This window comes from Mesorhizobium salmacidum (SeqCode) (assembly GCF_037179605.1).
GTDB classification, from domain to species: Bacteria; Pseudomonadota; Alphaproteobacteria; order Rhizobiales; family Rhizobiaceae; genus Mesorhizobium; species Mesorhizobium salmacidum.
Genome location: NZ_JAPYKS010000070.1, coordinates 1 through 1,672 on the forward strand (window position 1 = coordinate 1; position 1,672 = coordinate 1,672).

Sequence of the window (1,672 nt, forward strand, 5' to 3'; positions counted from 1 at the left end):
TATTGCCGCAAAATAGAAATGTCTTGATTCCGCAAAGTAGGAATGTCGCCCTGCTCGTCTATGAGCGAGGGAGATGGCGGGTTGGGACTGATCTTAATGAGCGAGCGCGAGCTGCAACGCATCGAGGTGCTGTCGAAGGTTTTGGAGCGGCGCATGGCGGTTGTCTCGGCGGCGCATGTGCTGGATATGACGACGCGTCAGGTCCAGCGTCTGCTGAAGGCGTTCAGAGCCGAAGGCGCCGCAGCACTTCGGCACAAGGCTCGAGGACGACCGTCGAACCATCGATATGTCGCCGGCATCGGTGAACTGGCGGTTCAGTTGGTTCGGGAACACTATCTCGACTTCGGGCCGACCTTGGCGGCCGAGAAGTTGGCGGCGAACCACGGCCTGATCGTGTCGCGAGAGACGTTGCGCAAATGGATGGCGGAAGCCGGAATCTGGTTGTCGCGGAAGCAGCGCAGGACGTTCCATCAGCCCAGATTACGTCGGGAATCTTATGGCGAGCTGGTGCAGATCGACGGTAGTGATCACCGTTGGTTCGAGGAGCGGGGCGATCCATGCACCCTGCTCGTCTTCATCGACGACGCCACGAGCAAGCTCCAGCAGCTTCGCTTTGTGAAGTCGGAGAGCACCTTCAGCTATTTCGAGACGCTGGAACTCTATCTGAAGGCACACGGCTGCCCAGTCGCATTCTACTCCGATAAGCACACGGTGTTTCGTGTCGCCAAGAAGGATGCCAAGGCAGGCCGCGGCATGACCCAGTTCGGCCGCGCCTTGTCAGAACTCAACATTGAGATCCTGTGCGCCAATTCGAGCCAGGCCAAAGGCCGGGTCGAAAGGGTCAATCGGACGCTGCAGGACCGTCTTGTGAAGGAACTGCGCCTCGCCGGCATATCGAACATCGAGGCGGCCAACGCCTTCCTGCCGGGGTTCGTTGCCGACTTCAACGAGAGGTTCGCCAAGGTCCCTACCCGACCGGACAATCTGCACCGCGCATTGAATGTTGCGCCGGATCGGCTGCGTGACGTGCTGTGCAAGCGGGAGCAGCGTTATGTCGGCCAGCAATTGTCGTTCTCCTACGAACGCAGGCAAATCATGCTTGAGAAGAACGAGCTTTCGTGCGGGCTGGTCGGTAAATACGTCGATATCTACGAGTTCGCCGACGGTCGGCTGGACGTTCGATGGAGAGCGTGTTCCTTACCCTACACCGTCTTCGACAAGGAGCAGCGCATCACGCACGCGGCGGTCACCGAGAACAAGCGGCTCGGCGAAGTGCTGACCTGGATCAAGGCTCAGCAGGACGAGGCGCGGCCTCCGCCGAAGATCAAGACCAACAGCGAACAGATCGCTTACAAGAAGCGCGGGTCGAAGCCGGGCCGCAGGACAGATTTCATCAACGACCCTGCCGTCATCGCGCGGCGAGAACAGGCACTGACAAGGGTGGCCGCTGCCGAGTGAGGCGGCTTTCAAAGCTAAAGCCAGGGAGCCAAGCTGGAACGCGCCCGATCGGGCTGCGCAACCCCGACCAGCTGACGCCCGATCGGGCACTCATGTCGGCGCCAGGAAGTGCGCCGCTGTCGCATTTCTAACTTGCTGGACCCTGCCCTCGCAAACGTAGGATGCGACATTTCTACTTTGCAGAGCGAGCGACATTTCTACATCGCCGCCACAT

At 59.9% G+C, this 1,672-nt stretch carries 1 protein-coding gene; it reads left to right on the top strand.

The genetic code is table 11. The features are described 5' to 3' along the window. Positions 1–81: 81 nt before the first annotated feature. Positions 82–1,458, top strand: coding sequence for an ISNCY family transposase (locus O7A60_RS31625; RefSeq protein WP_337109566.1), 1,377 nt, complete (start codon positions 82–84; stop codon positions 1,456–1,458). The last annotated feature ends 214 nt before the right edge of the window (positions 1,459–1,672 follow it).